7 protein-coding genes are annotated in these 7,434 nt (G+C 70.3%); 4 read left to right on the forward strand and 3 right to left on the reverse strand.

Annotated features, from left to right (window positions below):
- The coding region (locus CEP50_RS19460; protein ID WP_106115366.1) for a lysozyme at window positions 1-714 on the forward strand (714 nt) is incomplete at its 5' end.
- A gap of 3 nt (window positions 715-717) precedes the next feature.
- Here CEP50_RS19460 and CEP50_RS19465 read toward each other — a convergent pair.
- On the reverse strand, window positions 718-1,824 hold the full coding sequence (locus CEP50_RS19465; RefSeq protein ID WP_258175435.1) for an LCP family protein: 1,107 nt from the start codon (window positions 1,822-1,824) through the stop codon (window positions 718-720).
- 220 nt (window positions 1,825-2,044) lie between these two features.
- Between CEP50_RS19465 and CEP50_RS19470 the strand changes: the two genes are divergently transcribed.
- On the forward strand, window positions 2,045-3,529 hold the full coding sequence (locus CEP50_RS19470; protein ID WP_106115367.1) for an NAD-dependent succinate-semialdehyde dehydrogenase: 1,485 nt from the start codon (window positions 2,045-2,047) through the stop codon (window positions 3,527-3,529).
- Window positions 3,530-3,583: 54 nt separating this feature from the next.
- Here the strand turns inward: CEP50_RS19470 and CEP50_RS19475 are convergent, their stop codons facing one another.
- Window positions 3,584-4,276 carry a GntR family transcriptional regulator gene (locus tag CEP50_RS19475; protein ID WP_019854433.1) on the reverse strand — a complete coding sequence of 231 codons (693 nt, stop codon included), beginning with the start codon at window positions 4,274-4,276 and terminating at the stop codon, window positions 3,584-3,586.
- A 639-nt stretch (window positions 4,277-4,915) separates the two neighbouring features.
- Between CEP50_RS19475 and CEP50_RS19480 the strand changes: the two genes are divergently transcribed.
- A complete protein-coding gene (locus CEP50_RS19480) occupies window positions 4,916-5,698 on the forward strand; it encodes an SAM-dependent methyltransferase (protein WP_258175436.1) in 783 nt (260 codons plus the stop codon).
- Window positions 5,699-5,717: 19 nt separating this feature from the next.
- On the opposite strand, the gene CEP50_RS19485 is transcribed toward CEP50_RS19480, so the two are convergent.
- Window positions 5,718-6,926: an MFS transporter gene (locus CEP50_RS19485; RefSeq protein WP_258175437.1), complete on the reverse strand. Its 1,209-nt coding sequence runs from the start codon at window positions 6,924-6,926 to the stop codon at window positions 5,718-5,720.
- Window positions 6,927-7,102: 176 nt separating this feature from the next.
- Here CEP50_RS19485 and CEP50_RS19490 point away from each other — a divergent pair.
- Window positions 7,103-7,434: GntR family transcriptional regulator (locus CEP50_RS19490; protein ID WP_374957112.1), on the forward strand; the 332-nt coding region annotated here is incomplete at its 3' end.

Below are 7,434 nucleotides of genomic sequence, written 5' to 3' on the forward strand. Positions count from 1 at the left end.
GCCCACCCCACCCCACGGGGAGACGGCGTCCCCTCGGTGGCCGGGCCGGTCGTGCGCGGGATGGACGTCAGCGGCCACCAGGGTCGGGTGGACTGGCGGGCGGCGTGGCGGGCCGGGGCCCGGTTCGCCTACGTCAAGGCCACCGAGGGAACCGGTTTCCGCAGTTCCACCCACCGGGCCCAGTACCGCGGGGCCCGCGCGGTGGGCATGCTCCGCGGGTCCTACCACTTCGCGCGTCCCGACCTGTCCGCGGCCGCCCCGCAGGCCCGCTTCTTCGTCGCCAACGGCGGCGACTGGAAACCCGACGGTCACACACTGCCCGGTGTCGTCGACATCGAGTACAACCCCTACGGGCCCGACGACTGCTACGGGCTGGGCCCGGCCGAGATGAGCCAGTGGATCGCCGAGTTCAGTGACACCTACCGGGCGTTGACCGGACGTTTCCCGATGATCTACACCACCCGGCACTGGTGGAACACCTGCACCGGCGGCAACACCGGCTTCGCCGGCAACAACCCGCTGTGGGTGGCCCGCTACGGGCCACGTGTCGGTGAGCTGCCCGCCGGGTGGGCCAGGCACACGATGTGGCAGTACGACAACGAGGGGGTGCTGCCCGGTGACCAGAACCTGTTCCAGGGGGACGCGGCCGCGCTGCGGCGCTTCGCCACCGGAAGCCCTCGGCAGCGTGCCGCCGCACGGCAGGCCCCCCGCTAGGTCCTACTGGCCACCGAGGGTCTCCTTCGGCACCGGGCGATCGGCGGCGATCGCCTCGAACAGACGGGAGGCCCGCGCCGAGTCCCACTCGACCACCGACTGGCCCCGCAGAGTGTCGAACCCGGCGATGGGCACGGTGCCGGTGAGTCCCTCACCGGAGGAGACGTCGCTCATCGCCCAGGCCAGACCGGCCAGATGCCACAGGTGGTCGCCGTTGTCCACCAGGAACGTGTCCCCGGCCGCGGAGACCAGCGGCACCGTCCGCATCGGGTTCAGCAGGGTCGCCGGGGAGGTGGCCTTGTCGATCAACGCGCCCAGCAGAGCACGCTGGTTCTCCACCCGCTGCAGGTCGCCACGCGGATAGGCCCGGCTACGGACGAAACCCAGGGCCTGTGTCCCGTCCAGCTGCTGGCACCCCTTCGGCAGGTCGATACCCGCCTTGGGGTCGTTCAACGGCTCGTCCAGGCACATCCGTACCCCGCCCACGGCCTCGACCAGCCCGGCGAAACCGCCCAGACCGATCTCGGCGTAGTGGTCCAGCCGCACCCCGGTGACCTTTTCCACGGTGCGTACCAGCAGCCGCGGCCCGCCCAGCGCGAAGGCCGCGTTGAGCTTGTTCCGCCCGTGTCCGGGAATCGGCACCGAGGAGTCCCGGGGCAGGCTGACCAGCACCGGCTGGCCACCGCCCTCGGGAATGTGCAGCAGCATCATCGTGTCGGTGCGCCTGCCGGCCGCGTCCCCGGCAGAGAGTTCCTCACGACGGGACTCGTCCAGGCCCTGTCTGCTGTCGGATCCCACCAGCAACCAGTTGGTGCCGGGCGTGTCGGCCACTCGCCCGGGGTAGTCGGCCAACGCGTCGGTACGTTGCAGCGAACTGTCCACGTACGCCACCAGCCCGGTCGCCAGCAACACCAGCACCAGCACGGTGACCCCGATCCGCAGCCCCCACCGTTTCCGTTTCCGCCCGGCGGCCGGCCGCCGTGGCGGGGCGCCGGACCGCTGCTGTCGTTGCCGGCCCGCCGGCCGCGTCCCGCCCCCGGAGGTGCCCGAGCGCGGCACGCGGGCCGGCCTGCCACGCCCACCAGGCTGTTCGGCCGCCCAATCGCTCATGGCCGGTAATCTATCCGCGCCCCACCGCCGAGGCCGACACCGGTCACCCGGACAGCGGCAGTGCTCCCCTCGGGCAGCGCACACCAGCCACCACGACCCCGCCCCGTGAGCTCTCGGACGACAACACGCCTTCCCCGAGCGATCCCGGAACACGCCCCGGGGGTGGGATCATGGTCCGACGGTCCTGTCCGTCGCCGAGTTCGAAGGGCATCCTTGCGACATGAGTGCCACTGACCAACCGAGCCACCCGCGGGAGAACACCGTCGTCGACCAGACGCCCACCCAGCTGCTCATCGACGGCACCTGGCGTCCCGCCGCCCGTGGGGGAACCTTCCCCGTGGAGGACCCCTCCACCACCCGGACCCTGTGTTCGGTCTCCGACGCCACCGCCGAGGACGCCGTGGAGGCACTCGCCGCCGCCGACCGGGCCCAGAACGCCTGGGCGGCACACCCGCCCCGGGAACGCGGCGAGATCCTGCGACGCGCCTTCGAGACCATCACCGACAGGCACGAGGACCTGGCGCTGCTGATGACCCTGGAGATGGGCAAACCACTGGCGGAGTCCCGCGCCGAGATCACCTACGCCGCCGAGTTCTTCCGCTGGTTCGCCGAGGAGGCCGTGCGCATCGGCGGGGACTACAGTGTCTCCCCCTCCGGCAAGGGCCGGATGCTGGTGCTGCGCCAGCCGGTCGGGCCGTCACTGATGATCACACCGTGGAACTTCCCCATGGCCATGGGAACCCGCAAGATCGGCCCGGCCGTGGCCGCCGGGTGCACCATGGTGGTCAAACCCGCCCACCAGACGCCGCTGACGATGCTGGCGCTGGGCCACATCCTCACCGAGTCGGGCCTGCCCGACGGGGTACTCAACATCATCCCCGCCCGCCACGCCGGGGAGGTCACACCTCCGATCCTCAACGACGAGCGGATCCGCAAGCTGACCTTCACCGGATCCACCCCGGTCGGACGCCGCCTGATCGAACAGGCCGCCCCCCGGGTGCTCAACGTGTCCATGGAACTCGGCGGCAACGCCCCCTTCCTCGTCTTCGACGACGCCGACGTGGACGCCGCCGTCGACGGGGCGATGCTCGCCAAGATGCGCAACATCGGTGAGGCCTGCACCGCGGCCAACCGGTTCTACGTGCACCGTTCCGTGGCCGAGGAGTTCACCACCAAACTCACCGAACGGATGCGTGCCCTGCGCACCGGGAGAGGAGTCGACGACAGCGTCGAGGTGGGGCCGCTGATCGACGCGGGACAACTCGACAAGGTCGTCGAACTGGTCGACGACGCCGTCGCCCGCGGGGCCCGGGTGGTCACCGGTGGGCAACGGGGCGACGGACCGGGCCACTACTACACCCCCACCGTGCTGGCCGACGTGCCCACCGAGGCCCGACTGTTGCGGGAGGAGATCTTCGGGCCCGTGGCGCCGATCGTCACCTTCACCGAGGAACACCAGGCCCTGCAGGCGGCCAACGACACCGAGTTCGGTCTGGTCAGCTACGTCTACACCCGCGACATGCAGCGGGCGCTGCGGGTCAGCGAAGCGTTGCAGGCCGGCATGGTCGGGCTCAACCAGGGGGTGGTGTCCAACGCCGCGGCCCCCTTCGGCGGGGTCAAGCAGTCCGGCATCGGCCGCGAGGGCGGCACAGTCGGCATCGACGAGTACTTGGAGACCAAGTACGTCGCCGTGGGAGGACTGTGACCGGACCCGCCGCGTGCCCGGACGGCACTCGCCGTCCGGGCACCCCCGGCCGGGCTACTCCTCGTCGAACGAGGCGGTCAACCGTTGCAGCGCGTCGTTCATGTGCGCCTCCAGCCGGCTCAGCACCAGCTGCTCGTCCCCGGCCTCGATCGCGTCCACCAGGCCCTTGTGCTCGTCGACCAACGCCTGCGTGTCCGCGGGGTAGGTCTGCACGAGCGAGCCCAGGCACATGCGTTTCTCCACCAGCAGCGTCTGCGCCATCCGTTGCAGCCGTGGGCTGCGGGAGGCCGCCACCAGCGTCTCGTGGAACTCCTGGTCGGCCTCGGTGAGCTGCTCCTTGTCGTCCTTGGCCACCGCGGCGACCATCTTGGCGTGGGCGGCGGTCAGCTCCGCCACCGCGTCCACCCGGTGGTAGCGCACGATCTGTTCGCAGGCGCTGCGTTCCACAGCCAGCCGGGCCACGTAGACGTCGTGCACGTCCTCGGGTTCCATCGTGGTCACGAACAGCCCCCGGTGGGGTTCGCTCTGCAACAGCCCTTCCTGGACCAGCCGCTGCATCGCTTCCCGCAGAGGTCCACGGCTGACCCCCAACTGGGCGGCGAGGTCGGCCTCACCGAGCTGGCTGCCCGGGGCCAGCGAACCGTGCATGATCGCCGAACGCAGTTGGTCGGCGACGATCGCCGCCGTGGATTTCCGTTGGACCGGTTCCAGTTCCCCGGCCTGGTTCTGTTCGTCGACTCCCAACATCTCGCACCCTCTCGTCACTTCGAGGTCCCCACCCCTGGCCGCGGGGGCGGGGCGGCCGCGACGCGCCGACAGTGTCGGAACCCGCGGGGAACCCGGTGGGTGACACCCGTGTCGCCCACCCGGATCCGGTGGTCACACCGCGTCGCGCCCGTGACCGGGACCCACGACGTCGAAGACACACCGAGCCGAACTGCTCACCCTGTGATGTCCACGCCCGCGACGGTCCCGGCACACTCACGTTTCGGAGACGAACGTTCGTTGCGCGTTCCGAGCGGGTGAGAGCACGAACCACGTCCGGCGCTGCCGGAAACGCGGTACGCGCCACCGAAACTCCCTTCGCACAGACGGTCCCGAACGGGCAGGCGCAACGGCATCCGAGCCTGGCAACCCGAAACGCCGATTGTTGACAATGCTACCCCTTCCGAGCGAGCCCCCTGAACGGCGAAGGAAATTCGTCTCACCCGGCGGCACCGGCTCACCCGGGACGGCCCCGGCGCTGCGGTGCCTCTCCGGTCTCCAGCGGCACGGAATTACTACTGTTCAGTGACGATCCACATACGTAGAGTGTTTCCGGCAAGAAGTACACCCGAGTACGCCGAGCACGAGGCAAGCATGGAAAACGGGGCGCCGGAACCGAATGTGGACCGTCCGAACTCGGCACGGCTCTACGACGTCTTCCTCGGCGGAAGCCACAACACGGCCGCGGACCGGGAACTGGCCGAGCGGATCAGGCAACGGGCGCCGCGCTGGTCACTGGGCGCACAGCTGAACCGCTCGTTCCTGCGCTGCGCGGTGCGCTACATGGCTTCCCAGGGCATCGACCAGTTCCTCGACCTGGGATCGGGCATTCCCACGGTCGGCAACGTCCACGAGATCGCCGCCCAGCACAACCCCCACTCCCGCGTCGTGTACGTGGACTACGAGACCATCGCCTACAACACCTCGCGGGCCGAGTTGGCCGACAACCCCAACGTCACCATCCTCAAGGAGGACCTGCGTGATCCCGAGGCGGTGCTGAACCATCCGGAAACCCTCGAACTGCTGGACTTCTCCCGCCCGGTGGGGCTGTTGATCGTCGGGGTGCTGCTGTTCATCGGCCCGCAGGACAAACCCGGCGACCTGGTGGCCACCTACCGTTCCCGCCTCACCTCCGGCAGCTACCTGGCCCTGTCCCAGGCCAGCGACGACAACCTGCCCGCCGACCTGCAGGCCGAGATCGACCAGGTCGTGGCCTCCTACGAACACGCCGACGAGCAGCTCGTGCTGCGCAGCTACGAGGAGGTGGCCGGGTGGTTCGCCGGCACCGAACTCGTGGAGCCGGGAATCGTGCACTACCCGGACTGGAGCCCGGCCCAGCAGGCCCTGGACGACTACCAGCGCAGCTGCCGCTACGGCTACGTGGGAGTGGGCCGGGTTCCGTGAGCCCCGCACCGACGGGCGGTCACCGAGCCACCGGCACACGCCGCCGCGTGCCCCGCGACCGCCGCAGCTGTGCCGCGGTGCCGAGCACGACCAGGGCCAGCACCGGCAGATAGGCCAACCGGTAGGACGGGCCGGCCGCGAGATCGACGGTGAGTCGCAGCACACCGCCCACCGCGAGCTGGATCAGCACCGCGGCGGTGAACCCGCCCATGTTGGCCGTGCCCACGGCCAGACCGGAACGGTGCTCCTCGTTGGCCGCGCGCACCCCGTCGAAAGCCAGCATCGCCGAACCACCCGCCACCCCGACGACCAGCAGCAACACCGCCAACAGCGCGGGAGGAAGCACCCCGGGCCAACCGACCACGACCGACCAGACCAGCACGAGCAGCATCGACAGCGCCGCGGTGACACGTTCCCGACGTCGCTGCCGGCCGGCGACGAACTGTCCGCACAGCAGCGCACCGAGCAGGAACCCGCCCACGCACCACAGCACCCATCCGCCAGCGGCGGCCGTGCCGTAGCCCTGCGCCTCGATCAGCCACGGCGGTCCCCAGAGCACGGTGACGGCCACGAACTGCCCCATCATCACGAAGTGCACCCAGAAGGCGTGCCAGGTTCCTCGGCGGGCCAGCACCGCCCGCAGCGATCCGAGCGCGCTTTCCCCGTCGGCGCGTGGACGCGTCCCGGTGCCCTGCCCCGGCGGGTGGTCACGGACGATCGTCCAGGCCGACAGCCCCAGCACGGCGGTCAGCGCCCCGGCGGCGAGGAAGGTGCTCAGCCAGCCGAGGGAGCGCAGCGAGATCTCCAGCGGGGCTGTGGCGGCCAACTGCCCGAACCCGCCGACCAGCCCGGTCAACGCGGCCACCCTGCCGAATCCGTCACCGGGAAACCAGTGGGCGGCCAGTCGCAGCACGTTCGTGAACAGGAAGGCGTCCCCGAAGCCGATCAACGCCCTGCCGGCCAGACCACCCACCAGGGAGCCGCTGACCGCGAAAACGGCCGATCCCACCGCCAGGGCCAGTGTCGCGGCGGTGATCATGCGGCGGGGGCCGACCCGGTCGGCCAGTACCCCGGCCGGGATCTGCAACGCCAGATAGATCGCCAGTTGCAGCGCCGAGGCCACCGACAGCGCCGCGGGTCCGATGGAGAACCGTTCGGAAGCGGCGTCGGCGGCCACCGCGAGGCTGGCGCGGTGGAACAGGGCCACGAAGTAGCACGCCGCGGCCACACCCCACACCGTCCACGCGCGTCGTGGGCTGCCCCTCGGTGTCGTGGCGGCAACGGCGGCAGAAGCGGACGGATCCGTCGTGGTGTACACACCCACCTCCCAACTTGTATGCATCTTAAATACAAGCTGGGTGGAAGTAGGATGGCACCGTGTCGAACACAACACCCTCGGAGTCGGTGTCCACGAACACGGCGGGGACACCACACCCCGACGACAGCCAGCCCGCCGCCGACCGCGCCTACCGACACGTCAAAGCCGGCCTGCTGGACGGCAGCTACCCGGACGGACACCTGCTCTCCGAAGGAGAGATCGCCCAGCACCTGCGGATGTCCCGCACCCCGGTCCGCGAGGCCTTCCTGCACCTGCAGGCCGAAGGGTTCCTGCGCCTGTACCCCAAACGCGGCGCCCTCGTCGTCCCGATCACCCCCGCCGAGACGCGCTCGCTGCTGGAGGCACGCCTGGCCCTGGAAAGCTTCGCCATCGACAAGATCACCGCCACCCCCGGACC

It is taken from the genome of Actinopolyspora mortivallis, from assembly GCF_003001495.1.
Taxonomy (GTDB): domain Bacteria; phylum Actinomycetota; class Actinomycetes; order Mycobacteriales; family Pseudonocardiaceae; genus Actinopolyspora; species Actinopolyspora mortivallis_A.

Excerpts from the sequence above, each read along its gene's own strand:
- CEP50_RS19465 (WP_258175435.1), bottom strand. The coding sequence starts at position 1,824 with ATGAGCGATTGGGCGGCCGAACAGCCTGGTGGGCGTGGCAGGCCGGCC.
- CEP50_RS19470 (WP_106115367.1), top strand. The coding sequence starts at position 2,045 with ATGAGTGCCACTGACCAACCGAGCCACCCGCGGGAGAACACCGTCGTC.
- CEP50_RS19475 (WP_019854433.1), bottom strand. The coding sequence starts at position 4,276 with ATGTTGGGAGTCGACGAACAGAACCAGGCCGGGGAACTGGAACCGGTC.